Consider the following 24,735-nt stretch of genomic DNA (forward strand, 5'->3'; position numbering starts at 1 on the left):
AGGAGACCGAGATGATTGCAGTCCTGGTACTGGGCTTTGCGGTGGGCGTGATCCTGGCGCTGACCGGAGCCGGCGGCGGCATACTCGCCGTCCCGTTCCTGGTTTTTGGCGTGGGCTTGAGCATGGCCGAAGCCGGGCCCATTGGTTTGCTGGCGGTGGGCCTGGCCGCCACTCTGGGCGCCGTGATGGGCCTGCGCAATGGCATCGTGCGCTACAAGGCGGCACTGGTGACGGCCAGTGCCGGCGTCATCTGCTCGCCGCTGGGCCTTTGGCTCGCGCAGCGCACGCCCAACCGTCCGTTGACGATCCTGTTTGCCTTGTTGCTGATGTACGTGGCGTTTCGGGCCTTGCAAAAATCACTGCCCGCTCGTGCCGGGGCAAAGGCATCCGCCGCGCGCAAACCGCCCCCCTGTGTCCTGGACGAAAATCGCGGCAAGCTGAACTGGACCGGCCCTTGTGCGTGGGCGCTCGCAGCGTCGGGCATGGTCGCCGGGGTGCTTTCCGGACTGCTCGGCGTGGGCGGTGGTTTCGTCATGGTTCCGGCGCTCCAGCGGTACACCAATTTGACCACGCAGTCGGTGCTCGCCACGTCGCTGACCGTCATCGCCTTGGTTTCCATGTCAGGGGTGCTGGCGAGTTCGGCGATGGGGCACCTGCAATGGCCAATAGCGCTACCCTTTTCCATGGGGGCCATCGTCGGCATGCTCGGCGGGCGCCTGGTCGCCGCGAGGTTGCCGGAACCCTATCTGCAAAGAGGCTTCGCCCTGGTGTCCACGCTGGTAGCGGTCGCGCTGCTGGTAAAAGCCCTGGGTTGAATCGCCTGGTGGAATATCAATGATTGTGCATTGGAGAACGCTGATGAATCTTGACTGGCTCAACTTTACGCCGTGGTCATCCCTGGCCGGCGGCATGTTGATTGGCTTGGCGGCCGGCCTGTTCGTGGTCGCCAACGGCCGGATCGCCGGCATCAGCGGGCTGATCGGCAGCCTGCTGCAGCGAGGCAGCGAAGGGGTGGGCGAGAAAGCCCTGTTTCTCCTGGGCCTGCTCGTCGCCCCGCTGGTATGGGGCGTGTTTGCCACCTTGCCGCCGATCGAGTTCCAGAACGGCTGGTTCGGCCTCACTGTCGCGGGCCTGTTGGTGGGTGTCGGCACTCGTTACGGTTCGGGCTGCACCAGTGGCCATGGCGTGTGTGGCCTATCACGCCTTTCACCGCGCTCGATGGTCGCCACGGCGTGTTTCATGCTCAGCGGTTTCGCCACGGTATTTGTCCTGCGTCACGTGATGGGGGTTTGAACATGCGCAAAATGACGGCATTCATCGCCGGCCTGCTCTTTGGTTTCGGGCTGCTCCTGGCGGGCATGGCCAACCCGAAAAAGGTGTTGGATTTCCTGGACCTGGCCGGCACCTGGGATCCGTCCCTGGCGTTGGTGATGATCGGAGCGATCGGCACCGCCATCGTCCCCCTGGCTTGGGCACGCCAACAGACTCATTCGCTGCTGGGCAGCCCCATGCAGTTGCCGGTCAAGCGAGAACTGGACCGACGCCTGATCGGTGGCAGCCTGGTGTTCGGCATCGGCTGGGGCATTGCCGGCATCTGTCCTGGCCCCGCCGTGGCCATCCTGCTGACCGGACACTGGCAAGCCATTGTGTTCATGCTGGCCATGTTGGCGGGCATGTTGCTGTTCACCGTGCTGGAAACCCGGCGCCACCGCTGATCGTGAATTCACCGTTATGCCCCGCTCACAGTAAGAAAGTAGATAAATCCGTGGCGAGGGAGCTTGCTCCCGCTTGAGTGCGAAGCGCTCACAAAAAAGGGCTGCTGCGCAGCCCAGCGGGAGCAAGCTCCCTCGCCACAATGACTCACACAAGCCTTAAGTGAACAGCATTACTGGTGGTGGGCGGCAATCATTCAGGGGCGCCGATTCTGGCCCGGAGAAAAGTCATGGCGGCGGGAACGTCATTTAAATGCGCCCTATTTCCAAGGTCGCGCACAGCCCACCCTCGGTGCGATTCTCCAGGCGTATGTGCCCTCCCAGACGATCCGCGATGGTGCGTACGATCGTCAGCCCCAAGCCCGCCCCTTGGTCATTGCCGCGGCTGTAGAACCGCTCGAAGAGCCGCTCACGCTCGGCCTCGTCGATACCCGGCCCCTGGTCTTCGACTGACAGCTCGTAGTGATCGCCCTTCCTGGCCAGGCGTACGGTGATCGTGCCGTTGGCCGGCGAAAAATTGGCCGCATTGGTCACCAGGTTGTTCAAGGCGATGTCGATGGCCACCGGGTCGATTCGAACCGGGCCGATGTCATCGCTGACATCCAGCACCGGCTCGAGCCCCTTGCTCAACAACCAGGGTGTCATTTGCACCAGGCTCGCCCGAACCGTGGCGGCCAGGTCGATGACCGCAGGCGTCGGCACACCTGCCTGCGGTTCGAGCCGCGCCATGGTGAGCAGTTGATTGACCAAACGCGTGGTGCGATCGACGCCAGCGATCAGGTGTTCCAGGGACTCGCAACGGCTTTGCTCGCTCCCCGCCTCCATCAGGTTCTGCGCATGCACCCGCAGCACCGCCAACGGCGTACGCATTTCATGGGCGGCGTCGGCAATGAAACGCCGCTCACGGCCCATCACCTCCTGGATCTGCGCCAAGACGCGGTTGAGGGCCGCCTGCATGGGCTCAAGCTCCGTAGGGAGTGGCATCATTTGCAGGGGTTCCAGTGAACCGGGATGCCTGGCTCGCAACTTCGCCGCCATATCGACCAAGGGTTTGAGCCCCCAGCCGATGGCCAGCCAGATCACGGCCGCAAGCACCACGCTGCCGATCAGGTTGGGGACGACGGTGTGACGAACAATGCGGTCGACCAGGTCGGCACGCACGTCGTCACGCTCGCCCACCCAGATCTTCAAGCCGTATTGCGCGTCGTCGAGGACGAACGCCCGCCACTTACGGTTTTTCTGGTCCACGACCTCACTGAAGCCAGGCGCGCTCGGCGGTGAGGTGAACGACGGTGCGCTGGACGTATGCACCAACACCGAACCCTGTGAGTTCCAGACCTGGAAAGCGATCTTGCTTTCATAGGGATGACCGTCGACTTTGGGCACTGCCTGCCCCAACGCCGAATTGAACGCCTGATACAGTTCGGCGTGCTCCTTGCTCGCCATCGGCATGCGCATCACGCCCTGCAATAGCCGGGCATTCTGCGCCAACTGGGCATCATAGACCTCGGCGATTTCGTGGTTGCTGTCATGCAGGTTGAATACGGTGATGATCAACAGGCCAAGGAACAGCAGGCCAAGAATCAACGTAAGGGTGCGACGCCGGATCGAACTCATCGACGCTCCTCCACCAGGTATCCGACCCCGCGAATGGTGCGGATCAGGTCGGTGGAGAATTTCTTGCGCAGGTGATGGATGTGTACTTCCAGCGTGTTGCTCTCGGCCTCCTCGCTCCAGCCGTAGAGCAGTTGCATCAGATGATCGCGAGTCATGACGCGACCCGGCGGCGAGAGCAGCTCGTGGAGCAACTGATACTCCTTGGGCGTCAGGGCCACCGGCTTGCCTTGGTAACTGACTTGCTGGGTACCTGGGTTCAGGCTGATGCCGGCATGTTCGATCAACGCTTGGGCGCGGCCGGCGCTACGACGCAACAAGGCCCGTAGCCGGGCCTTGAGTTCCGCCAGATCGAAGGGCTTGACCAGATAATCGTCGGCCCCGGCGTCCAACCCGGCGATACGATCCTCGGTGGCATCGCGGGCAGTGAGGATCAGCACCGGCAGGTTGGAGCCACTGTCACGCAAGCGCCGCAACACTTGCAGGCCGTCCATGCGTGGCAGGCCCAGGTCGAGCACCGCCAGGTCGAATGTTTCACTGAGCAACGAATGCAAGGCGCTGCTGCCGTCCTGCACCCAGTCAACGGTATAACCTTCGCGACTCAGGGCCTGATGGATGCCCTCGCCCAGGGCCACGTCATCCTCGATCAGTAATAAACGCACATCCGCTCCTGTCAGTTCAGTTGCTTGTTCACATCCACCAGTAAGGCGTCGATCTCCTTGCGGCGCCCGGCATCAGCCGTTTCCCGACCCGGCCGCGGTGCTGCCTGCAAGGCTTTTTGCAACGCTGCCTTGGCTTCGCTATAGCGCTTCTGACGGTAGAGGTGATCGCCCCAAAAGTACAGGCTGTCGATGCCGTTCGGGTTGAGTTGCAACGCCTGCTGGAGCAATTGCCCGGCCTTGTCCGAGTCGCCGAAACCCAGGGGCCAGCCCGGCACCCGGTCGTAGAGTGCGCCGAGGCTGGTATAGGCCGAGCCTTGCAGGGCCTTGGGGTCCAGGGTCAGGGCTTTTTCCAGGTCGCCCTTGGCATCCTTGACCTTGCCCAGTGCACCGATCCCCCCCTTGGCACCGGCCCAACTGCTGTTGACGATGCCAGACCAGATCCACGCTTCGGCCACCGATTGGCGCTCCTGCTTGAACGCCGAGGCCTGGACGGCGAGTTTTTCAAACGCATCGGCACGTTGGCCTTCGGGCACTTCATATTGAATATGGGCCCAACTCTGCTGGATGTCGCTGAGACGTTGCTGGTCGGCCGCCTCCAACGCCCAGACACTTTGGCTCAGGGTGCCGATCAACAGGCAAGCGAGGATTTTTTTCATGGCTTGAGATGCTCGTTTTCGGGTTTGTGACTGAGACGGCGCACCAGTGGCAATTGCTTGCGCAGGCCACGGTCCACCAGGTTGGGCAGCAGGCTGTTGAGGCCGACGAAAAAGCGTTCGGGCCAGCCCAGATACAACTCGCGTCGGTCGCCGATAATCGCGTGGATCACCGCCGCCGCCACGGTTTGCGGGTCGTCGACGTTGGCCTTGAGGGCTTGGTTGAGCGCATCGGCCGCCGGGCTGTTCATCGAGGTACGGGTGGCCCGGGGCGCTACGTAGAGCACCCCGACACGGGTATCGGCCAACTCCCGGCGCAAGGCTTCGGAAAAACCGCGCAAGGCAAACTTGCTGGCGCAGTAGCTGGCATAGCCCGGGTAGCCGATTGATCCATAGGTCGAGCCAACGTTGACCACCATTGCACTGTCAGCCTGTTTGAGCAGTGGCAAGAGCAGTTTGGTCAGGCAAATCGGCGCGCTGATGTTCAGCGCCAGCATGGCGTTGATCTCGCTGTCGTCGAGTTGTTCGAGCATGGCGAAGTGGTTCACGCCGGCGGCATTGATCAGCAGGTTGATACCGCCCTGGGCCTCGGCGGCGACCAGTACTTTGCGCCGGTCGGCGAGGAAGGTCAGGTCGGCTTCGACCCAGCTCAAGTGCTGCGGATAACGCTCCAACAACGGCTGCAAGGCTTCGTGATGCCTGGCCACGGCCAGCACCCGCGCGCCACTGGCGCACAAGGCGGCGGCGATGGCCTGGCCGATTCCGCCACTGGCGCCGGTCAGCACGACACGGGCATCACACAAGCGCATGTTCATGCTCCCCGTCACGCGGCAGGCCGCGGAACATGTCGGTGTACAACCGGTACACCACCTTGGAAGCACGGATTACCGCAGCCTGGTCCGCCGGATCCTCCAGCCGGTTCATCAAGCCGCGATAGGTCTGCATATGCTCGATGTCGAGCGAACCATGGGAGCTGAGGTAGCTGAACGCCGTGGGTGGCAACTCCAGGCGCTGCCGGATGCTGTCAGCGGCATGGGTCGCCAGAGCGATACTGGTGCCTTCCAGCACATTGACCATGCCGAACAGGCCCACCGGGTTGCCTCGGGCGATCAAGTCGTAGAGGTAACTGACCATCAGCTCAATGGGCAACGACGGCTGACCGTTGCGCACCGCTTCCTTATCGCCACCGCACACGGCAATGTCATCCAGCACCCATTGCTCGTGGCCGTACTCTTCGTCGATGTATTCACACACGGCCTTGCGCAGCCATTCCAGATGCGCTGGCAGGCGCGCCCCGCAAGCCATCATCAGCGGTACGGTGTGGCGCACGTGGTAATACGCCTGGATCAGGAACCCCCGGTAACTGGCGAGGCTGACCTGGCCGTCGAGGGCGTCGCGGATGATCGGCAGATTGAACAGGGTCTGGCGCTCTTGCTGGGTGGCTTCTTGCAACGTGTCAAAAAAACTCATGTTGGGGATTCCTCGGACAAGACAGATGAAGTGAGCTGCGCGCGGTAATGCTCGACGATGGCTTCCCGGCGTGGCCGGCCATTGGCGGTGAGCATGCCGTTGGCAGCGCTGAAGGGTTGGTCCAGGCGCGTCCAGCGATGGACCCGCGCGTAGTCGGGCAGCGTGTCGTTGGCCTTGGCCACGGCCAGCTCCAGCGCTTTATCCGTGCAGTCGGCCCGGGCGGGCCAGAGCAGTGCATGGTTGTGCGGCATGGCTTCGCCATAGACGAAGGCCTGGGCAATGTCACCGCCCTGGGTGAGTTCGGCTTCAACCCATTCGGGGTTCACGTTGCGACCGAAACTGGTCACGAACTGATGCTTCTTGCGACCGCGCAGGTAAAGGAAACCGTCTTCGTCGAACTCACCCAGGTCGCCGCTGGGCCACCATTCGCTGGCGTGCGGTGGCTCACCCAGGTAACCGAGCAGCGTCGAGCCCTTGATCAGGACTTCGCCGTCCTCGGCCAAGCGGATCTCCACATGGGGCAGCGGCTGGCCGACACTGCCGGCGCGATGAGCCTGTGGCCGATTGAGGCAGACCACCGAGGCGCATTCCGACAGCCCATAGCCTTCAAACACCGGCAGGCCAACACGCTGGGCCCGCTGCAACAAATCGTGGGACACCCGTGCCCCGCCAACGGCAGCGAATCGCACGATGTGCGGGTTGAACATCTTTTGTTCGGCAGCCATGACCAACATCAGCAGCAGCTGCGGAACCAGGATCAGGCTCTGCGCCCGACGCTCGGCCAGGCATCCCAGCAGCCGCGTCGGGTCGACCCCACTGGCGCCCTGGATGCCGAGGGTTTTCTGGCTGGGCAGGCTCAGCATGGCGCCGGCATACAACGCCGCGTAGCAGCCAAGGTTTTCCAGCAAAATCGCCAGGGGCAGTAACGCCAGGTGATGCCTGGCCTCGACCGGTTGGCTGGCCTGCTCCAGTTCGCGGGCCACCCGCAACAGGCTGTCGGCGCTCAGGCAGACGCCCTTCGGCGTGCCGGTGGTGCCGGAGGTGAACGTCAGCTTGGCGGTGCCTGCCGGCAGACGGCTCGGTCCGTCGAAGTGCCGTCGCCAGAACTCGCCACTGTGTTGGTATCCGGCAGCTTGCAGTTGCGCTTCGAACGCGGGCTCGGCAATCACCCGCTCGGCCTGGCTCTGTTCCAGGCAGTGTCGACGTTGAGCCTGGCTGAAAAAACCGGGCAGGATGACGCAGGTCAGCCCTTCGAACAGTGCGGCAAGGTCCCAGAGCATCGCTTCGATGCCGTTATCCAGCGCCAGGGCGACAACACTGATGTGTTCATCGCGCAAGCGTTGCTGGCGGTACACCACTTCGGAATAAAGTGTCGCGTAGTCGAGCTGCGAGCCGTCGCCCCACAGTGCCACGGCATGGCCCCTGCGCTCGGCATGACCACGCAGAGTGCGCTTGAAGCGTTCCATTTCAGGCGACATGGCTGGTTTCTCCGAGGTCCGTCGGCAGTCCCAGGCGATCGAACACGCCGGTATTGCGCAAATGAATGAAACCGGCGCGGATGTTTCCAACGTGAACCCACGGCTGGCTCTCGTAATAGCGGCCCCAGAGATGACGGTCCTCGCCGAGGCGCTGCGGGTCTGCCGGGCACAGCGTCACAGGCTTGAGGCCCAGGCGATGGAAGCTGTTGACCAGGCCGATGTTGCCAGTGAACGCAACCCACTCCAGGCCGCCCATGGCCAACAGATAAGTGATCGCTATGATGCTCAGCCGGGCGCTGCCCGTGTCGCTGGCGGCCAGGTTGCCAACCTCGACGATGCCAGCGCGGTCCACCATTCGATCGGCGGCGGCACTGATCAAAGGCTCGATGGGACTGTCCAGATAATGTTCGAGGAACAGCGGCCCCTGGGCGGCCCGGCGCACGCCAGCGGCTGCGCAGAGCGTGCCATGGACATCGTCGAGCCCGAACAGCTCCGGCATGAAGTGACGAATATCGGCACCGTGGACCTGGCGAAAACGCTGCTGGATGAACGCCTCGAACTCAGCTCGCCGGGCTTGTCCCGGCAAGGCCCGGTGCAAGTGCCGAACCGGCGGGCCGGCATCACCGAAGGCCAGCGGCAGGTGGATGTTCCAGTCGAAATCGGGCATGGGTCAACGTTCTCCCTCGGGCTATTGGGAGAAAGTATCGAGGCCGTTTCTTAACGAAGTCTGAAGGTGGCAAATTTTTGGCTCGTTCGAGACGCAGTCCGGTCAAACCTGACTGCCCCTGATCGCTATTCCGTAGTACAGTGCGCAAGTCCGATAAATATCCACTTTGAGATGACCTGAAGTCTCAGGAGCAGCTTCAATGGAACCGAACACCCCGCAATCCCTCTGCCGCGGCGCTAACAGCATGATCGAAATCACCGAAGCCTCCATTGGCCAATTGCGCGCTGCGCTGGAGTCGGGCCAGACGACCGCGGTGGCGCTTGTCCAGGCCTACCTCGCCAGGATCGATGCCTACGACGGCCCCGACACGCCCACAGCCCTCAACGCGGTGGTGGTGCGCAACCCCGATGCATTGAAAGAGGCCCAGGCCTCCGATACCCGTCGGGCCAGCGGCCAGACCCTGGGGCCGCTTGACGGCATTCCCTATACGGCCAAGGACAGTTACCTGGTCAAGGGGCTCACTGCCGCTTCCGGCAGCCCGGCGTTCAAGGACCTGCTTGCTTATCGCGATGCGTTCACCATCGAACGGCTTCGCGCCGCCGGGGCGATCTGCCTGGGCAAGACCAATATGCCGCCCATGGCCAACGGCGGCATGCAGCGCGGGGTGTATGGCCGTGCCGAGAGCCCGTACAACGGCGACTACCTCACCGCGCCGTTTGCCTCCGGCTCCTCGAACGGTGCGGGCACGGCAACCGCCGCCAGTTTCGCGGCGTTCGGCCTTGCCGAAGAAACCTGGTCGAGCGGGCGCGGTCCAGCGTCGAACAATGGCTTGTGCGCGTATACGCCGTCGCGCGGGGTGATCTCGGTGCGTGGCAACTGGCCGTTGACGCCGACGATGGACGTCGTCGTGCCCTTCGCCAGGACCATGGCCGACCTGCTCGAAGTGCTGGACGTGGTGGTCGCCGAGGACCCGGACACCCGTGGCGACCTGTGGCGCCTGCAACCCTGGGTACCGATTCCGAGCGTTGATTCAGTTCGTCCGGCCTCGTATCCGAGTCTTGCCAGCAACCCAAGTGCGCTGGCAGGCGTTCGGTTCGGCGTTCCTCGGATGTACATCAACGCCGACCCTGAGGCGGGCACGGCCCAAGCCCCCGGTATCGGCGGCCCGACGGGGCAGCGAATCATCACCCGCGCCTCGGTGATCGAGCTCTGGGAGCAAGCGCGCAAGGCGCTTGAGGCCTGTGGCGCCGAAGTGGTCGAGGTGGATTTCCCCCTGGTGTCCAACTGCGAGGGCGATCGTCCTGGCGCACCTACGGTATTCACCCGCGGCCTGGTTTCCAAAGAGTTCCTGCACCATGAATTGTGGGACCTGTCGGCCTGGGCATTCGATGACTTCCTGCGGGCCAACGGCGATCCGAAGTTGAATCGCCTGGCCGACGTCGACGGACCGAAGATCTTCCCCCACGACCCGGGCACCCTGCCCAACCGGGAGGATGATCTGGCGGCCGGCATGGATGAGTACGTGAAGATGGCCCAGCGGGGCATCACGCCGTGGGACCAGATCCCGACCCTGCCCGACGGCCTGCGTGGGCTTGAACAGACACGTCGAATCGATCTGGAGGACTGGATGGAGCGGCTGGGCCTGGACGCGGTGATCTTCCCGACCGTCGCCGACGTCGGGCCGGCGGATGCGGATGTTAACCCGATATCTGCCGATATCGCCTGGAGCAATGGGGTCTGGGTCGCCAACGGTAACCTTGCCATCCGCCATCTGGGCGTGCCTACGGTCACCGTGCCGATGGGCATCATGGCGGATATCGGCATGCCCGTCGGGCTGACATTCGCTGGCCGCGCCTATGACGATTCGACGTTATTGCGACTGGCTTCGGCGTTCGAATCGATCGGTTCAAAACGCCTGATCCCGCCGCGGACGCCGCCGCTGTCGGCTTGATCGTTTAGTAGGCTCGGTCTTGTCTTGGGGCTGCTGCGCAGCCCAGCGGGAGCAAGCTCCCTCGCCACAAAAAGCAGCGTTCGACTGCATTTTTGAGTACGGGCGCAACCCCGTGGCGAGGGAGCTTGCTCCCGCTGGGCTGCGCAGCAGTCCCTAGACCGCTTCTACAGCCGGAAATACTGTTGCATCGCACGGGAAAGCAGGTTCACGGCCTCATCGCCGTGTGACGCCTGGGCTCGCATGAACACCACCTCGTGCTCCTTGATGACCGGAAGGCCTTCGAGGATCTGCATGGCATCTGTCACACGCGCGCGGTCTATCAGGCTGACCGCCAACCCCGCTTCCACACACGCCTTGACGGCCTGGTTGGAGGGGCTTTCCAGAACGACTCGGGTCCTGCGGCCGCTTTGCCTGAGGGCCTCCATCATCGCTTGCCGATAAGGGCATTGCGCCGCATGCACCGCCAACGGCAGTGGCGCCATCGGGGCCATCGTCGTGTGGACCGGACCAACCCAGACCGGCGTGGTGGAAACCAGCACTTGCCCTCCAGCACTGGCCTGCCCCTTCGGCTGCACAACGACCGCTGCCTGGAGCTGGCCGCGCTGCACCAGGTCACGTAACGCGTAGCTTGGCGCGGTCTTGAGATCCAGCACCACGTTGGGCCACGCGGCGGCGAAGGCCGGGAGGATGTCGCGGATGACATGCTCGGCGTATTCATCCGGCACCCCCAACGTAATGCGTCCCGCCAGCCGGGCTCCGTGCAGATCGGCCAGCACCCGGTCATGGGTGCTCAGCAGTTCCGTCGTCGCCACGAGCAGACGCTTGCCCAACGTCGTGAGGGATACCGATTGATTGTCCCGGTTGAGCAAACGCCCGCCAGCGACCGCCTCCAGGCGCTGAATATGCACGCTGACCGCCGCCGGGCTTTTGTGCAGTTGTTCTGCCGCCGCACTGAATTTGCCGATTCGCGCCACCGCATGAAAGGTACGGATCAAGTCGATATCGAGTATGGCCGTCATGATTCAATCTTCGTGAAGTACTGATGCATTACATTTTGATTTATTAGATTACGTCGGTTTCGTAGCCTGTGGTCATGACCCCGACTAAATCGATGAACTGCCCTTCACTGCCCAAGCCCGACTGGCACTGGCTGATTCCATTGCCACTGCTCGAAGCCGCGTTGCTGCTGACGTGGAGCTCCGGCTTCGTTGGCGCGCGTTTTTCCATTGATTACGCGCCAGCATTGCTGGTGGTGTTCTGGCGTTGCGTCGTGGTCACACTCGTCCTGTTGCCCTTCGTCGCCAGAGCGCTGCGCCGAACCTCGCCCGTCGTGCTGTTGAAAAATGCCGGCATCGGCCTGCTGGCGATGGCGGGCTACCTGGCCGGTATCACCCAAGGCATTGCGCTGGGTGTGCCGGCGGGCCTGGCCGCGCTAGTCGCTGATCTGCTGCCGATGGGCCTGGCGCTGTTGGCTGCGAGCGTACTCAAGCAACGACTGGCCTGGCAGGTCTGGGCCGGCCTACTTATCGGCCTGCTCGGCGTCATGCTGGTGACCCAAGGCGCGCTGGCGTGGGGCAACGCGCCCTGGTGGGCCTATGGCCTGCCGCTGCTTGGCATGCTCTCGCTCGCCGTCGCGACTCTGTGGCAGAAATACCTACCCTGCGCGCAATCACTGGGCCTGTTGCCTAACCTGTGGCTGCAATGTTGCGTTTCGGGCCTGGCCTTCGCCCTGGTCGAAGCCGCCCATGGCAGCCTCGCCCCGATACCCAGCACCGGCTTTGCACTGAGCGTCTTGTGGACTGCGGGCCTGTCGACGATGGGCGGCTATGGGCTCTACTGGCTGTGTCTGCGCCGCGCGACCGCCACCCGGGTCGCCAGCGTCCTGTACCTCAGCCCGCCCATTACGATGCTCTGGGCCTGGGTCATGTTCGACGAACCGCTTTCATGGCAGATGGTGTCGGGGATGGCGGTGTCCGGGATTGGCATCTGGCTGGTCGTTGGCACCGAAGCCCGGCAGGCCAGGCGTCCAGCGTCTGAGCCGAAGCACTAACCGCCCGGACTTGGCAGCGGGATGATGCCTGTGGCAGCGTAGGCTGGAATTTCAAACAACCCTCACGCCCACAGGCAAAACGGTAGCCATTATGATCTCGCACGTGTTTCTAGGTATCGGCGATTTTGATCGCGCCTTCGTGTTCTATTCAAAAGTCATGACCGGGCTGGGCCTGACATTGAAATTTAGCGACGCTCACAAAGGCTGGGCGGGCTGGATTGCCGAGCATTCACCTCGTCCGATTTTCGTGATTGGAAAACCCTTTGACGGCAAGATGCACGAACCCGGCAACGGACAAATGGTGGCTCTGCTTGCCCCCAGCCGGGAAGCCGTGAGGAACAGCTACGCGACAGCATTGGTACTGGGCGGGACATGTGAGGGAGAGCCCGGCTTGAGACCCCACTACCACCCCGACTATTACGGCGCCTACTTTCGAGATCTCGATGGCAACAAGCTTTGTGTCTGTTGCCATGATTCGGTGTCGACTTAGTCGTGGCACCACAGGCAGAACTTCTAGAGTCGTTGCGCCCGCCCTGCTGCCGTCCGAGTCAAACTGACCGTCAGCACGTCCAATAAAGCCGCGACCTTGGGAAGCGTCCCACGGTTTTTCTGCCAGGCAAGATTGATCGCCATTCCATCGGTTGCCCACTGCGGCAGCACTTCAACCAACGTCCCCTCATCCAGTTGCCGCTGGACCAACCAGGACGGTAATTGGGCAATACCGCAACCCGCCAATACCGCAATCACCAGGCCCTCGCCATCGCCCACCACCAGCGTTGGCGAGACCTGTTTCCTGAGCGTTTCGCCCCGATGCCCGGCAAAATTCCAGGGGCTGACGTTTCCATCCGGCCAACCGTAGGCGATGCACTGGTGATGTTCCAGATCGAGGTCGATCAGGGGCGTGCCATGCCTGGCCAGATACGCAGGGGACGCACAGAAAATATGCCATTCGCTGCCAAGGTGGCGATGCCCCCAGGTGGCCGGCCAAATGTCCGCGCCTCCCAAACGGATCACGATGTCCACGCCTTCCTGCACAGGATCGATAAAACCGTCGGAGAAGGAAAGGTGTGGTACCAGTTGCGGGAAGTCCTGCAGGCATCGCAAGACGATAGGCAGCACCTGGGATCGGCCGAAGGCGCCCGGAAGGTCGATCCGAACTCTGCCACGTGGCTCGGTGTTTTCAGCGTGCAGCGACCACTCAGCCTCTTCCAGGTCGGCGAGCACGCCTGTGCAAGTGCGAAGAAAGGCGCGTCCTGCATCCGTCAGCGAAACACGTCGAGTCGTACGTTCGAACAGTCGAACCCCAAGTCGGCTCTCCAGGCGAGCAACGCTTTTGCTGATCGCAGAACTGGTCAGGCTCATCCGCTCAGCGGCAGCCTTGAAGCTGCCGGACTCGGCGACACAGACAAATACATCGATCCCCTTCAATCGCTCCGAGGAAAACATGGACATCCTTATTCATGAACTGAATTCAATCAACTGGAGAAAAAGCATCATAAATCAGAACTGGCTTCCTCAGTAAGCTTGGTTGCCGTGTGTCCGTCCGCGCGACGACGCTGGTCCCTATAAACATCTCCGGTCGTATGAGGCAAGGATGCTCGCCACCCTTAAAAACTACCCCGCGTCAGTCAATCTGCTGCTCTCGGCGTCACTCATACTGACGCTGGCCCGGGCAATCACACTGCCCTACCTGGTCATCTACCTGTCGGGCAACTTTGGATTGAACGTTGCCGACATCGGCCTGGTGATCGGCAGCACATTGATCATCGGTTCCCTGTTGAGCCTCTACGGTGGCTTCCTGGTGGACAACGTGTCCAGTTACCGACTCATTCTGGTGTTCAGCGGATTATTCACGGCGGGGTTTCTCGGAACGTTTCTGGCTCGCGATCTCTGGCTGTTCTACAGCTGCCTGGTGCTGATCAACCTGGCTTATGCCGTCATCGATATCGCGGTCAAGGCAGGATTCGGCAGCTTGCTCGCGGTGGCCGAGCGCAGCGAAGCGTTCTCGATCAAATACACCCTGACCAACATCGGCTATGCCGTTGGGCCATTTCTCGGGGCGGGAATAGCCGATCTGGACATCAGCTTGCCATTTCTATTGTCCTGCATGCTGGGTGCCGGGTTCTGCCTGGTTTATTTTGTCTGGGGCGACAGAGACCTGGCGGTCGTCGATGCGAGCCACTGTAGGAGCGAGCTGGCTCGCGAAAGCGCTAAACCCGTGCCCTTCCTGGCCGTGGGCAAGCTTCTGCTGCGCGATTACCGCTTAGTGTGCTTCACCCTCGGCGGCCTGCTCAGCGCGGTGGTCTTCGGCCAGTTCACGGCCTATCTCTCCCAGTACCTGGTGGTCACTACAACAGCTCAGTCCACCTACCGCATCATCAGCGCCCTTGTGACGACCAACGCGCTGATGGTGATCAGCCTGCAATACGTCATTGGCCGAAAGATTTCCCACCGTCATCTGAACCTGTGGCTGGCAGCGGGGCTGAGTCTGTTCATCCTCGGCCTGGCCGGCTTCGCGGTGGCCGACACCCTCCTGCTCTGGGTGATCGCCATGGCGGTGTTCACGGTTGGAGAGATCATCGTCTTCCCCACTGAATACATGTTCATCGACAACATCGCGCCCGACCACCTGCGCGGCATGTACTACGCGGCGCAGAATCTCGGCAACCTCGGCGCCGCCTCCGGGCCGGTGCTGTGTGGCGTCGTATTGGCAACGCAGCCACCTCACTACATCTTCTACATGCTCGCCCTGTTCATTGTTGCCGGTGGTGTGTTTTATTTCCTGGGAACTTGTCGGCTGATCAAGTCGCCGGCCAAGATGTGATACAAGTCTTTCACGCCGACCCGCGCACCACGCCATCGGAACACTATCGCCTGGATTTATGTGCGGGGACCAACCCATCGTGCCTAACGGCGAAGCGATCAAGGCATTACCGCGCTCTTTCTGCCGCTCAGGTGATCGATTATCGGTGCTTTCCGTGTCTAACCGATGTACGAGTAAACGGCAAAATCGAACCCATTGAATGGAAAGGAAGCAACTTCTTTCATACCCATTTTCAAATGCGCACGGAGCGAGGGTTCATTGTCCTTGCGTATGAAAAGAATACCTTCACGCCCCCGCTCGAGTCGCCGGAGCTCCGCGAACATTCGCTGGGCCAAACCCTTGCCACGCTCCGCCTCGCCCACGCAAATCGGGCCATAGACATAGGCATCCGGCGCTCCATGATAAGCGGCGAACATCGCTTGTACGATCGGCAGGTCGGCATTCATCGCCCGCGTAGTAGTCATCAGGAAACCGGTGATACGACCCTCTCGACGCGCAACAATCAGAGGCATTTCCTGCATCATCGCTGCCACACGGGCCCTTGGCAGGCTCGCAGAAAGCGAGCCGCCGCGGGCCATCTGATTCGCGGCCTGAAGCTCCAGGATCCCGTCTAGGTCGGCCTCATTGGCTCTGCCTACATCGGTTTCATGATTCGTCATTCGTGATATCTCTGCTGGCTAGTTAAATGACTACTTCTACCGTGCCTGCCAACAGATTAGTACAGGTCAACAATTACAGGATTTATCACTCGACAACATGGGCCCCAACCCATAGGCAACACCAATACATTGCATTGCATATCGGTCTTGGACGCTATAGCTAAAGCGGCAGATGATGGCTTCAACCAAGCGACATCAACCCGATCCAAACCGATAGGAACTACGCCATGCAACAGTCCCACGCCTACAACGACATCAGCCTGGCCCTGACCACCGAAGTGCTGGATGCCAAGGCGCGCCAGCACCTGTCCTGGCAGGACTTGGCCGATGGCACCGGCCTGAGCCTTGCCTACGTCACCGCCGCCCTGCTCGGCCAGCATCCATTGCCGGAACACGCGGCCAAGGTGATTGGCGAGAAGCTGGACCTGACCGCTGATTCGGTCGCCCGTCTGCAGATCATTCCCCTGCGCGGCAGCCTCGCTGGCGTGCCGACCGATCCGACGATCTATCGCTTCTACGAAATGATCCAGATCTACGGCACCACTCTCAAGGCCCTGGTTCATGAGCAGTTCGGCGACGGCATCATCAGCGCGATCAACTTCAAGCTCGACATCAAGAAAGTCGAAGACCCTGAAGGCGGCTCGCGTGCGGTGATCACGCTGGACGGCAAGTTCCTGCCCCTGCGTCCGTTCTGATCGTCCCGCTGGCCCCAGGCGAACCTGGGGCTTCGCTGCAAACAACTTATTGCTGATTTGAACTCACTACTCATTCTTGCGTGGAGCATGACTCATGAAAAAATTCCTGTTTCTGACCCTGTCGCTGACCGCCTCGCTGTCGGCCCATGCCCAACCATCCACCGCACCTGCGGAGGTCGTTTCCTATGCCTACGGCATGCATCTGGACATCGCCCAGGTGTTGAATATCACCACCCCCGCCGATGTCTGCGGTCCGACGCCAGTGCAAATGACCTATCGCGATTCCAAAGGCGAAACCCACATTCTTGAATACAACCTGATCGGCACCGGCTGCACGAACTGATACCCGGCTGGGCAACCACCCTATTCATTGGAGGCAAGCAGCATGAAAGCGCTGATCGAAGGTTTCCTGAAGTTCCAGCAGGAGGTCTTTCCACAACGGACGGACCTGTTCAAACACCTGGCTACCACGCAACACCCGGGCACGTTATTCATCACCTGTTCCGACAGCCGCGTTGTGCCGGAGCTGCTGACCCAGCAGGAACCCGGCGAACTGTTCGTGATCCGTAATGCCGGCAACATCGTGCCGTCCTATAGCCCGCACCCGGGCGGTGTTTCAGCGACGGTGGAATATGCCGTCGCGGTGCTGGGCGTGAGGGATATCGTGATCTGTGGTCATTCCGATTGCGGTGCCATGACCGCCGTCGCCAAATGCGCCTGCATGAATCACTTGCCGGCGGTCAGCGGTTGGCTGCAACACGCCGAGTCGGCACGGGTCATCAATGAGTCACGGCCTCACGTCGATGACACGGCGAAAGTCAGTTCGATGGTGCGTGAAAACGTCATCGCCCAATTGGCGAACATCCAGACGCACCCGAGTGTGCGGCTAGCCCAGGAGAAAGGCTTGCTCAACTTGCACGGCTGGGTCTATGACATCGAAACCGGCTCCATCGACGCCCTGGACGTCGACAATCGCAGCTTCAGGCCCTTGGCGGACAACCCCCAGGCTTGTGCCGTACCGGCCCGGACTTCGACTGCCGCTTGAGGGTGCTGCCTGGCCTAGGGCCGTTGCCCACCTCGATCACGGTGGCGAGGGAGCTTGCTCCCGCTGGGCTGCGCAGCGGCCCCAAAGCCATCCACCCCGTGCAACAGTGTCTCCAAGAAAGCCACAGACGCCGCGCTGTGATAGTTGTTCTTGCGCCGCAACAACGAAGCTCCACGCCGGGGCGCCGCGTCCTGCAGCGCCAGCTTGCGCAGCGCGCGCTCCTGGGTGGCGATGGGTTCCGGAAGAATGGTGGCGACGGCCGAATGCCCGATCACTTCCAGCAACGTGCTGACCGAATTGACCTCAATGCTCACCTTGGGCGTGATCCGAGCCTGGACGAAGTAGTCGTCGATGCACGTACGGGTGGCAAAGTCCGGGCTCAACAAGGCGAACTCCAGTTGCCCGACCTGCTCAGCCGTCAGCGCGGCCTGGCAGTCATACAACGGGTGATTGCGCCCCACCATCAGCCCCAGGGTTTCGGTGAACGCCGGGATCGATTCGATATCGGCGCTCCTGACCTGATCGAATGCGATGGCGATGTCTAACGTGTCATTCGCCAAGCCCTCCTCGATATCAACCATCGACAATTCGAAGATTTGCAGATGGATATTCGGGTATCGCGCGCGGTAGTCGCGCACCAGCGGCCCGACCAGGTAAGCCATGAACGTCGGGGTCATGGCCAGCCTCAAGCTACCGCGGGACAGGTCCTTGACGTCGTGCAGCGCGCGCTTGCCGGCGGCCAGCTCCACCAGCACCCGTCGGGCGCATTCGATATAGGCCGCCCCGGCATCCGTGGGCCTGACCGTGCGAGACGTGCGGTCGAACAGACTCACCCCGAGGGTTTCTTCGAGTTGCCGGATCTGTTGCGACAGGGTCGGCTGCGACACGTGCAGCACCTCGGCGGCACGCGTGAAACCACCATGGTCAGCGACCGCCAACAGATAGCGCAAGTGACGTAGCAACATCGGAACCACCACCTGGAGCTTGGGTAATTGCGATGCATTGTATAGGGGACATGTCGCGTCCACATCCGCCACAGGCTCAGCGTTGCGTTTAGCGGGTCGGCGTTAGCCTCAACGCCCACATCACAAAAGCGCTCGCCTTCGCCAGCATGGCGCCGTTCGTACGCGGCTGGCACAGGACGTTAGAAACCGGTGCTGAGGACTCGCTGGCCAGGGCGCCCATCAACTGGGGCAACAGGAATCCGCCTTCGTATTCTTGATGAATCGCGACAGAGGTGTCCGACCAAGGGTTGCCGGTGCAGGTGACGTCGATCATGGGAAATCTCCTGGAGAAGGGAGAACGCTGCGACGACCCGAAACGGTCGTTCGCTTCTGGGATCAGTTTCACTGGCGAACAGTTTTTAGAGAATGCCCAGGAGTCGGATGACTTGATTGCGCCATCTGAAACAATCGCCCCGGGCAGTCAAAAAAGCCCCGGTGTCGTTGCAATGCTGTTCACTTAAGGCTATCGACAAAGCCGTGGCGAGGGAGCTTGCTCCCGCTGGGCCGCGAAGCGGCCCCAAAACCTGCCAAATGCGGAGCATCAGACACACCGCACCCGCCGGTTTACGACTGCTTCGCAGCCGAGCGGGAGCAAGCTCCCTCGCCACAGCTCCATCATTTTTCTCAAATGAACCACATGGGCCCAAGGGCCGCGTTTTTTTATCCCGCATCAAGCGTATCGGCGCCGCTTGATAAGCGCGACGTCCTACACGCCTCGGCGATATATCGGAAACTTCCCACCCTTTAACCGGAAGCAGGCGATAGCGCTTACCAAGCCATAAGTCTAGGCTCCTCCAAAAAACAGAAGCGCGTATGAAAATACTAATGGCAGTGGTCGTATTGGCTTCGATATAAGGATGTGTGTATGGCGAATGCCGGGATCCTTTGAAAATTCCAATGATTCCAAAAAGAGATCCGCAGTTAGTACAAAAATGCTCCATCGATCCATATAGGTCTGAGTGCTCGGTAAACTAATAATTCATAATTTTCACCTCGTAAAGCTGGAGTTAATATGAAGTTGATAGCGGCTTTAATGCTACTGGCAGTATTCGGTGTCAGTGGTTGCACTGCTGATGGTCGTATGGTGCTGAAAAAGCACGATCCTCAATTAGTTTATAGATGCGACATGGATCCTTACAGGCCTGAGTGCGTCAATAAGTGACTCTAGAGAGGCGGCAGTGAAAACGACCAAGTTTTAATTTCAAAGTCCTCAAATAAAATTTTGACCCGCTTTGGCTTGGACATACGTCCCGGGACGAAGCCAAAGCGAGCCCAGCATAGCTTTCCCGTTCGCCTGTCATGGATGACCAGGTTGCCGTCATCCTGAATGACCATACAAGCGTTGTACCAAAGCGACTTGTCCCTGCTATGGCTACTTTCAGCAATCCATAAGCGTCTTCTGGATGGATCATAAAGAAAGCCACTATTAGCGATTACAAATTGCAGAGGCTCTCGCATTCTCTTTGGATACAAGGTTGCACTATAGCGTTGATTGCCATCTGCAACCCAGACTACGGCTTCACCATCTTTGATGACCAGGTTTCCATTAACCTGCAATACCAATCGAAATCGCCCATTTGGAGACTGGAGGTACTGCCCCGGTGACATTGTTTGATTGGGAGGCAGCAACGGCGAGCCACTTGCTCGAAATGGAGTGTAAGGAACAGCCATGTTTTTTACCTTTGTTCAATGAATATTGAAGCTCGCATTTAATCAAGGGTAAAAACGGAAAAGGCGATACATATATATTGCGTGGGCAAAAAATTTTAATCACGATGACGGCTCCAGCGTGGTCTCCTGTGGGCGCGAGCTTGCTCGCGATGAGATCCATGCGGCCATCCCATGGCTGCCTGCCTTCTTGCCATCACACCCGCCATTTCCGTTTAATCTTTCCTTAACCCACCCCCTCCAGACTGATCATCGTATTTCTCGATATTTCAAAGCGAAAATTTCCGCTTTAAATCGATGGATAACTCGCTAGTCTTGGTCGCAGTTTTTACAGGATATGAGCAATGCAGCTACGCAACTCTTCTTCTCGCTATGGCTGGGTCAGTATCACCCTGCACTGGGGCATTGCGCTGGTGGTGTACGGGTTGTTCGCCCTGGGCCTGTGGATGGTCGGCCTGGATTACTACAGCACCTGGCGCAAAGACGCGCCGGACCTGCACAAGAGCATTGGCCTGGTGCTGCTGGCGGTCATGTTGCTGCGGGTGATCTGGCGTTTTGTCAGCCCGCCACCGCCGACCCTGCCAACCTACGGACGCCTCACCCGTGCAGGCGCCAAGCTCGGTCATAGCGCCCTGTATCTCGGGTTGTTCGCCGTGATGATTGCCGGTTACTTGATTTCCACCGCAGACGGTGTCGGGATTCCGGTGTTTGGTTTGTTCGAAGTACCCGCGCTGGTGTCCGGACTGCCCGATCAGGCAGACGTCGCTGGCCAGATTCATCTGTACCTGGCATGGGCGTTGGTCATTTTTTCCGGCCTCCATGCGTTGGCAGCATTGAAACACCACTTTATCGACCGTGACGCGACCCTCAAGCGCATGCTGGGACGCCAAGCCTGATGTTCAACCTCGACTCCAAAGGAATAGAAAGCATGTTGAAAAAGACGCTCGCCGCCCTGGCAATTGGTTCCGCCCTGCTGTCGGCCGGACAGGCCATGGCTGCCGACTACGTGGTCGACAAGGAAGGCCAGCACGCCTTCGTCGACTTCAAGATCAGCCACCTGGGCTACAGCTACATCACGGGTACCTTCAAGGACATCGACGGCAAGTTCAGCTTCGACGCCGCCAAGCCTGAAGCCAGCAAGATCGAGTTCAACGTCAATACCGCCAGCGTATTCACCAATCACGCTGAGCGTGACAAGCACATTGCCAGCGGCGACTTCCTGAACGTGAGCAAGTTCGGCAAGGCCACCTTCGTTTCCACCAGCGTCAAATCCACCGGTAAAAACGCCGATGGCAAAGAAACTGCGGACGTGACCGGTGACCTGACCCTGTTGGGCGTGACCAAGCCAGTGGTGGTCAAGGCTACGTTCCTGGGTGAAGGCAAGGACCCATGGGGCGGCTACCGTGCCGGCTTCGAAGGCACCACCAGCATCAAGCGTTCGGACTTCGGCAAGCAGAAAGACCTGGGTCCAACCTCCGATGCGGTCGAACTGTACGTCTCGTTTGAAGGTGTCAAAGCGAAGTAACTTTCGCGCCCGACAAAAAAACGCCCCCGATCTTGCGATCGGGGGCGTTTTTTTACGGCTTGGGAAAACTCAGCGATTGCGCGTCAGCAATGCCGGTTTTTCGCCCCGTGGACGGCTTGGCAGTTGATCCAGCTGTTCAGGTGTCGGGAAGCGGTCGGCTTTGGACTCCTTGTGCATGATCTTTGGCTGGTTGCCACGCGGGGCCTGTACGGCGGGTTCCTGGCGAGGCTGGTCGTCACGGGCCGGGCGGCGCGGGCGGGTGTCTTCGCGGCGGGCCTGGCCGTCACGAGGGGCACCATTGCGCGGGCCGCTGCGCTTGGCCGGCGGAGTGCCAGTGGACGAGCCGTTGCTGTTGCGTGGACCGTTCTGGCGACCCTGTGGCTGGCCGCTGCGCGGTGCACCTGTAGTCGCACCTGCGCCTTGCGCCGGGGCACCTGGGCGGCGACCGCGACCCTGGGCCGGTTTCTGCTGCGGCACATAGTCGACACGGTTACCGAAGTTATCGACATCGTCGTCCAGGAACTCGTCCGGGGCACGATCGGCTGCGGCGCGTGGAGCCGGGCGTTGCTGCTCACGGGCCGGCGTACCTTCGCGAGGCTTCTGCTCGCGGGCTGGGCGTTCGCCACGGCCATTGCTATTGCTGGTGCTGGCCGATTTTTCCTTGCCCTTATCCTTGCCTTTGTCCTTACGACCGCCGCCACCGCCGCCATTCGGACCGTCGCCGCGTGGGCCGCGGGCATTGCGCGGGTTGCGCACGTCCGGACGTTCACGCACTTCAGGCTTCTCGGCCTCGATCGTGCTGGCATCGAAGCCCATCAGGTCGCCGTCGGCGATTTTCTGCTTGGTCATGCGTTCGATGCTTTTGAGCAGCTTCTCTTCGTCCGGCGCAACCAGCGAGATCGCTTCGCCCGAACGACCGGCCCGGCCGGTACGGCCGATACGGTGCACATAGTCTTCATCGACGTTCGGCAGTTCGAAGTTGACCACGTGAGGCAGTTGGTCGATGTCCAGGCCACGGGCCGCGATGTCGGTGGCCACCAGGATGCGCACTTCGCCGGCCTTGAAGTCGGCGAGGGCTTTGGTGCGGGCGTTCTGGCTCTTGTTACCGTGGATCGCCACAGCCGGCAGGCCATGCTTGTCCAGGTACTCGGCCAGGCGGTTGGCGCCGTGCTTGGTGCGGGTAAACACCAGGACCTGTTCCCAGGCACCGGCGGTAATCAGGTGCGCCAGCAGGGCACGCTTGTGGCTGGCCGCCAGGCGGAAGACGCGTTGCTCGATGCGCTCGACCGTGGTGTTCGGTGGCGTGACTTCGATGCGCTCCGGGTTGTGCAGCAGCTTGCCAGCCAAGTCGGTGATGTCCTTGGAGAACGTCGCCGAAAACAGCAGGTTCTGGCGTTTGGCAGGCAGGCGGGCCAGCACTTTCTTCACGTCATGGACAAAGCCCATGTCGAGCATGCGGTCGGCTTCGTCCAGCACGAGGATTTCAACGTGGGACAGATCGACGCTGCCCTGGCCAGCCAGGTCCAGCAGGCGACCGGGGCACGCCACCAGCACGTCGACGCCACGGGACATGGCCTGGACCTGAGGGTTCATGCCGACGCCGCCGAAAATGCAGGCACTGACGAACTTCAGGTCACGAGCGTAAACCTTGAAGCTCTCGTGCACCTGGGCGGCCAGTTCGCGGGTCGGGGTCAGGACCAGTACGCGTGGTTGGCGCGGACCGTGACGCTGGGATTTGTCTGGGTGACCGTTGGGGAACAACCGCTCCAGGATCGGGAGGGCGAAACCACCGGTTTTACCAGTGCCTGTCTGCGCCGCGACCATCAGGTCGCGACCTTGCAACACGGCGGGAATGGCCCGCTGTTGCACGGGGGTAGGCTGGGTATAGCCGGCGGCTTCGATGGCGCCGACTAAAGCCTCGGAGAGACCGAGGGAAGCAAAGGACATGAGTAATCCTGTTTTAGTGAGGGCCTGGCCCAATGGGATAGTCTTGCCTGGCGCGAATGACGTTCAACATGGAAACGTCATCCCGTCCGGTCCTGCCGGGTCTGAAAGACGGGTCCGGACAGGGCTCGCGCGGGCTGGAAGCTGCGCTGTAGCGGTGTCGGGATGCCTTTTGCAAGACCGGGCGTCCGGGCGTGAGCCTGGCGGGAAGGCCGGAGTATAACAGAGCAAACGCCGTGCGCCGCTTTCCTGCTGCTCAACGGTTTATTTCAACGTTGACCCAGGCCGGGTGAGATGACCTTGGCCACTGGGCCGGCACCGTAGCGGGCGCTCAGTTCGGCATAGGCGGGTTCGCGCTTGAAACGCTTGAGTTCGGCACTGAAGCGTTGCACCAGCAAATCCATCCCGGCGTTGCGCCGCACCGCCAGGTATTGGCTTTGGCGGCTCACGACCATCGGGTTTTCGGTAATCTGGTCGCCCAACTGCATGTGTTCGAGCACATGTCGGCCCACCCTGCGGTCGGTGATGAGCAGGTCGATGCGTCCCAACTGCAACTTGCCGAAATTGGCTTCGTGGGTTGGCGCCGTTTCCCGGGTGAACAGGGTCGACTCACTGAAGGCCTGGCTGTAGAGATAACCGGGTGAGGTGCCGACGGTCAGGCCGCGCAGGTCATCGAGCGTGCGAAACGGATGGGGCCGGGCATTGGCGTAGAACATCACGAACTCTACGTCCGACAGCGGTTCGCTGGGGTAAAGCAGCATGGCATCGCGTTCATCGCTGTGGAAAATGTCCAGCGCACCGTCCGCCAACCCCTGCTCCAGCATCACCAGGCAACGCTTCCACGGCAGGAACTGCCATTCCACGTCGATACCCAGGCGCTTGAAGACAATGGCCGTGGTTTCGTAGTCCAGGCCCAGCATCTTGCCGTTCTCTTCGTAGACATACGGGGCCCAGGGTTCGGTGACAATGCGCAACTTCTCGGCCCGGGCAGTCATGCTCAGGCACAAGAGGAGAAGGGCTGTCAGTAACCGGGCAATAACGGGCATGGCCTGAGGTTACGACGAGAACTCCTCAAATAGCTAGAGCGCTCTGGCTCGCGCCTTAGTTGCCTTTT

The 24,735-nt window shown here is 61.0% G+C and carries 27 protein-coding genes and 1 pseudogene; 13 read left to right on the plus strand and 15 right to left on the minus strand.

All coding sequences use genetic code 11. The features are described from left to right. Window positions 1–11 precede the first annotated feature (11 nt). The 3 genes from V7773_RS09740 to V7773_RS09750 are packed head-to-tail and all read left to right on the plus strand — an operon-like array spanning window position 12 to window position 1,715. Window positions 12–815 (plus strand): sulfite exporter TauE/SafE family protein, encoded by an 804-nt coding sequence (locus V7773_RS09740; RefSeq protein WP_336073204.1) that lies wholly within the window; start codon window positions 12–14, stop codon window positions 813–815. Window positions 816–858: 43 nt separating this feature from the next. After that, window positions 859–1,293 carry a YeeE/YedE family protein gene (locus V7773_RS09745; RefSeq protein ID WP_092221922.1) on the plus strand — a complete coding sequence of 145 codons (435 nt, stop codon included), beginning with the start codon at window positions 859–861 and terminating at the stop codon, window positions 1,291–1,293. A gap of 2 nt (window positions 1,294–1,295) precedes the next feature. After that, window positions 1,296–1,715: a DUF6691 family protein gene (locus V7773_RS09750; RefSeq protein ID WP_336073205.1), complete on the plus strand. Its 420-nt coding sequence runs from the start codon at window positions 1,296–1,298 to the stop codon at window positions 1,713–1,715. Between the two features lie 246 nt (window positions 1,716–1,961). On the opposite strand, the gene V7773_RS09755 is transcribed toward V7773_RS09750, so the two are convergent. The 7 genes from V7773_RS09755 to V7773_RS09785 are packed head-to-tail and all read right to left on the minus strand — an operon-like array spanning window position 1,962 to window position 8,256. Then, the gene (locus V7773_RS09755; protein WP_336073207.1) at window positions 1,962–3,329 is read right to left on the minus strand and encodes a sensor histidine kinase; all 1,368 of its coding nucleotides are present in this window, start codon (window positions 3,327–3,329) and stop codon (window positions 1,962–1,964) included. Further along, entirely contained in the window at window positions 3,326–3,988 is a 663-nt protein-coding gene (locus V7773_RS09760) for a response regulator (RefSeq protein ID WP_003201124.1), read from the minus strand. The genes V7773_RS09755 and V7773_RS09760 overlap by 4 nt, the downstream gene beginning before the upstream one ends. Window positions 3,989–3,999: 11 nt before the next feature. Further along, complete coding sequence (locus V7773_RS09765; protein ID WP_092141799.1) at window positions 4,000–4,644, minus strand: tetratricopeptide repeat protein; 645 nt, start codon at window positions 4,642–4,644, stop codon at window positions 4,000–4,002. Next, a complete protein-coding gene (locus V7773_RS09770) occupies window positions 4,641–5,450 on the minus strand; it encodes an SDR family oxidoreductase (RefSeq protein WP_336073208.1) in 810 nt (269 codons plus the stop codon). The genes V7773_RS09765 and V7773_RS09770 overlap by 4 nt, the downstream gene beginning before the upstream one ends. After that, on the minus strand, window positions 5,437–6,111 hold the full coding sequence (locus tag V7773_RS09775; protein WP_336073209.1) for a TenA family transcriptional regulator: 675 nt from the start codon (window positions 6,109–6,111) through the stop codon (window positions 5,437–5,439). The genes V7773_RS09770 and V7773_RS09775 overlap by 14 nt, the downstream gene beginning before the upstream one ends. Beyond that, the gene (locus tag V7773_RS09780) at window positions 6,108–7,589 is read right to left on the minus strand and encodes an AMP-binding protein (protein ID WP_336073210.1); all 1,482 of its coding nucleotides are present in this window, start codon (window positions 7,587–7,589) and stop codon (window positions 6,108–6,110) included. The genes V7773_RS09775 and V7773_RS09780 overlap by 4 nt, the downstream gene beginning before the upstream one ends. Then, entirely contained in the window at window positions 7,579–8,256 is a 678-nt protein-coding gene (locus V7773_RS09785; RefSeq protein WP_336073211.1) for a thermostable hemolysin, read from the minus strand. The genes V7773_RS09780 and V7773_RS09785 overlap by 11 nt, the downstream gene beginning before the upstream one ends. A gap of 244 nt (window positions 8,257–8,500) precedes the next feature. Here V7773_RS09785 and V7773_RS09790 point away from each other — a divergent pair, with 244 nt between their 5' ends. After that, the gene (locus tag V7773_RS09790; protein ID WP_336073248.1) at window positions 8,501–10,207 is read left to right on the plus strand and encodes an amidase; all 1,707 of its coding nucleotides are present in this window, start codon (window positions 8,501–8,503) and stop codon (window positions 10,205–10,207) included. Window positions 10,208–10,371: 164 nt separating this feature from the next. On the opposite strand, the gene V7773_RS09795 is transcribed toward V7773_RS09790, so the two are convergent. Beyond that, a complete protein-coding gene (locus V7773_RS09795; RefSeq protein WP_336073212.1) occupies window positions 10,372–11,226 on the minus strand; it encodes a LysR family transcriptional regulator in 855 nt (284 codons plus the stop codon). A 74-nt stretch (window positions 11,227–11,300) separates the two neighbouring features. Between V7773_RS09795 and V7773_RS09800 the strand changes: the two genes are divergently transcribed. Together V7773_RS09800 and V7773_RS09805 are read left to right on the plus strand one after the other, a co-directional pair. Further along, a complete protein-coding gene (locus V7773_RS09800; protein ID WP_336073213.1) occupies window positions 11,301–12,257 on the plus strand; it encodes a DMT family transporter in 957 nt (318 codons plus the stop codon). A gap of 91 nt (window positions 12,258–12,348) precedes the next feature. Then, complete coding sequence (locus V7773_RS09805) at window positions 12,349–12,747, plus strand: VOC family protein (protein WP_336073214.1); 399 nt, start codon at window positions 12,349–12,351, stop codon at window positions 12,745–12,747. Between the two features lie 23 nt (window positions 12,748–12,770). On the opposite strand, the gene V7773_RS09810 is transcribed toward V7773_RS09805, so the two are convergent. After that, window positions 12,771–13,703 carry a LysR family transcriptional regulator gene (locus tag V7773_RS09810; protein WP_336073249.1) on the minus strand — a complete coding sequence of 311 codons (933 nt, stop codon included), beginning with the start codon at window positions 13,701–13,703 and terminating at the stop codon, window positions 12,771–12,773. 148 nt (window positions 13,704–13,851) lie between these two features. Here V7773_RS09810 and V7773_RS09815 point away from each other — a divergent pair, with 148 nt between their 5' ends. Continuing rightward, window positions 13,852–15,081 (plus strand): MFS transporter, encoded by a 1,230-nt coding sequence (locus V7773_RS09815; protein ID WP_336073215.1) that lies wholly within the window; start codon window positions 13,852–13,854, stop codon window positions 15,079–15,081. Window positions 15,082–15,239: 158 nt separating this feature from the next. Here the strand turns inward: V7773_RS09815 and V7773_RS09820 are convergent, their stop codons facing one another. After that, a complete protein-coding gene (locus V7773_RS09820) occupies window positions 15,240–15,740 on the minus strand; it encodes a GNAT family N-acetyltransferase (RefSeq protein ID WP_336073216.1) in 501 nt (166 codons plus the stop codon). Between the two features lie 227 nt (window positions 15,741–15,967). On the opposite strand from V7773_RS09820, the gene cynS reads away from it, so the two are divergent. The 3 genes from cynS (at window position 15,968) to V7773_RS09835 (ending at window position 17,480) form a co-directional block, all read left to right on the plus strand. After that, the gene (gene cynS, locus V7773_RS09825) at window positions 15,968–16,435 is read left to right on the plus strand and encodes a cyanase (protein WP_336073217.1); all 468 of its coding nucleotides are present in this window, start codon (window positions 15,968–15,970) and stop codon (window positions 16,433–16,435) included. A gap of 94 nt (window positions 16,436–16,529) precedes the next feature. Beyond that, complete coding sequence (locus V7773_RS09830; protein ID WP_336073219.1) at window positions 16,530–16,778, plus strand: DUF2790 domain-containing protein; 249 nt, start codon at window positions 16,530–16,532, stop codon at window positions 16,776–16,778. Window positions 16,779–16,820: 42 nt separating this feature from the next. After that, a complete protein-coding gene (locus tag V7773_RS09835; protein WP_336073220.1) occupies window positions 16,821–17,480 on the plus strand; it encodes a carbonic anhydrase in 660 nt (219 codons plus the stop codon). 14 nt (window positions 17,481–17,494) lie between these two features. Here V7773_RS09835 and cynR read toward each other — a convergent pair whose 3' ends face one another. Together cynR and V7773_RS09845 are read right to left on the minus strand one after the other, a co-directional pair. Continuing rightward, window positions 17,495–18,445 carry a transcriptional regulator CynR gene (gene cynR, locus V7773_RS09840; RefSeq protein WP_336073222.1) on the minus strand — a complete coding sequence of 317 codons (951 nt, stop codon included), beginning with the start codon at window positions 18,443–18,445 and terminating at the stop codon, window positions 17,495–17,497. A gap of 88 nt (window positions 18,446–18,533) precedes the next feature. Beyond that, window positions 18,534–18,758 carry a hypothetical protein gene (locus tag V7773_RS09845; protein WP_336073224.1) on the minus strand — a complete coding sequence of 75 codons (225 nt, stop codon included), beginning with the start codon at window positions 18,756–18,758 and terminating at the stop codon, window positions 18,534–18,536. On the opposite strand from V7773_RS09845, the gene V7773_RS09850 reads away from it, so the two are divergent. Further along, a complete protein-coding gene (locus V7773_RS09850) occupies window positions 18,757–18,945 on the plus strand; it encodes a hypothetical protein (RefSeq protein ID WP_336073225.1) in 189 nt (62 codons plus the stop codon). The two genes, V7773_RS09845 and V7773_RS09850, sit on opposite strands and share 2 nt — an antisense overlap. Before the next feature lie 703 nt (window positions 18,946–19,648). On the opposite strand, the gene V7773_RS09855 is transcribed toward V7773_RS09850, so the two are convergent. After that, on the minus strand, window positions 19,649–20,155 hold the full coding sequence (locus V7773_RS09855; protein ID WP_336073227.1) for a hypothetical protein: 507 nt from the start codon (window positions 20,153–20,155) through the stop codon (window positions 19,649–19,651). A 341-nt stretch (window positions 20,156–20,496) separates the two neighbouring features. On the opposite strand from V7773_RS09855, the gene V7773_RS09860 reads away from it, so the two are divergent. Both V7773_RS09860 and V7773_RS09865 read left to right on the plus strand, forming a co-directional pair. Beyond that, window positions 20,497–21,048, plus strand: coding sequence for a cytochrome b (locus V7773_RS09860; protein WP_336073228.1), 552 nt, complete (start codon window positions 20,497–20,499; stop codon window positions 21,046–21,048). 32 nt (window positions 21,049–21,080) lie between these two features. Next, window positions 21,081–21,677, plus strand: coding sequence for a YceI family protein (locus V7773_RS09865; RefSeq protein ID WP_336073229.1), 597 nt, complete (start codon window positions 21,081–21,083; stop codon window positions 21,675–21,677). Between the two features lie 69 nt (window positions 21,678–21,746). Here the strand turns inward: V7773_RS09865 and V7773_RS09870 are convergent, their stop codons facing one another. Together V7773_RS09870 and V7773_RS09875 are read right to left on the minus strand one after the other, a co-directional pair. Further along, a complete protein-coding gene (locus tag V7773_RS09870) occupies window positions 21,747–23,624 on the minus strand; it encodes a DEAD/DEAH box helicase (protein WP_336073230.1) in 1,878 nt (625 codons plus the stop codon). Between the two features lie 261 nt (window positions 23,625–23,885). After that, window positions 23,886–24,667, minus strand: a pseudogene (locus V7773_RS09875) (substrate-binding periplasmic protein). Between the last annotated feature and the right edge of the window lie 68 nt (window positions 24,668–24,735).

The organism is Pseudomonas sp. 3JA (genome assembly GCF_036961705.1).
In the GTDB taxonomy this organism is placed as follows: domain Bacteria; phylum Pseudomonadota; class Gammaproteobacteria; order Pseudomonadales; family Pseudomonadaceae; genus Aquipseudomonas; species Aquipseudomonas fluorescens_Q.